We start from the raw sequence: 749 nt of genomic DNA, 5'->3' as shown, positions 1-749 counted from the left end.
ATAATCCAGGGATAAGCCTTCAGATACACAACAACCTCCAACAAGGTGGCTGTTGCAATCACCCCCAGAAATCGCCCCAGGAGAGGGGGGACTTTAGCGTCTGCTCGCGGGAGGAAGGTCAGGCGGGGACTTCGGTGCGGTCGCCGCTCCAGAGGGTGTGGAACTTCTGGCCGGGGTCGGCGTCGATGCGGCCGTAGGTGTGCGCGCCGAAGTAGTCGCGCAGGCCCTGGGTCAGCGCGGCGGGCAGGCGCTCGGTGCGCAGCGCGTCGTAGTAGGACAGCGCCGAGCTGAAGCCCGGAATCGGAATGCCCAACTGCGTGGCCGCCACCACCACCCGCCGCCAGCTGTCGATCGCCGACTCGATCGCACTACGGAAGAACGGCGCGGTGATCAGCGACGCCAGGTTCGGCGCCTCGTCGAACGCGTCTCGGATCGGGTCGAGCAACTTGGCGCGGATGATGCATCCGCCGCGCCAAATGGTCGCGACACCAGAAGGATTGACATTCCAGTTGTATTCGGCGCTGCCCGCCTGGATCTGATCGAAACCTTGCGCGTACGCAAGGATCATCGACGCGTACAGCGCTTGGCGAACGTCCTCGACGAATTTCCCGGCATCGTCTGGCGATCCGTTCAGCTTGCCGGATGCCAGCCCAGTAGTGGTGCGTCGCAGGTCGACTGATCCCGACAGGGCGCGGGCGAAGACGGCTTCGGCGATGCCGGTCACCGGCACGCCCAGATCGAGGGCGGAT

At 64.9% G+C, this 749-nt stretch carries 1 protein-coding gene; it reads right to left on the bottom strand.

The window, feature by feature from the left end; all coding sequences use genetic code 11:
- Positions 1–118 precede the first annotated feature (118 nt).
- The coding region (locus CQY20_RS33965) for an NADP(+)-dependent, decarboxylating phosphogluconate dehydrogenase (protein WP_474630432.1) at positions 119–749 on the bottom strand (631 nt) is incomplete at its 5' end.

Origin of the sequence: Mycolicibacterium agri (genome assembly GCF_002553505.1) — a bacterium.
GTDB lineage: Bacteria > Actinomycetota > Actinomycetes > Mycobacteriales > Mycobacteriaceae > Mycobacterium > Mycobacterium agri.
The sequence above is the reverse complement of the archived record's forward strand: the minus strand, read 5'-3'. Positions and strand labels throughout refer to the sequence as shown.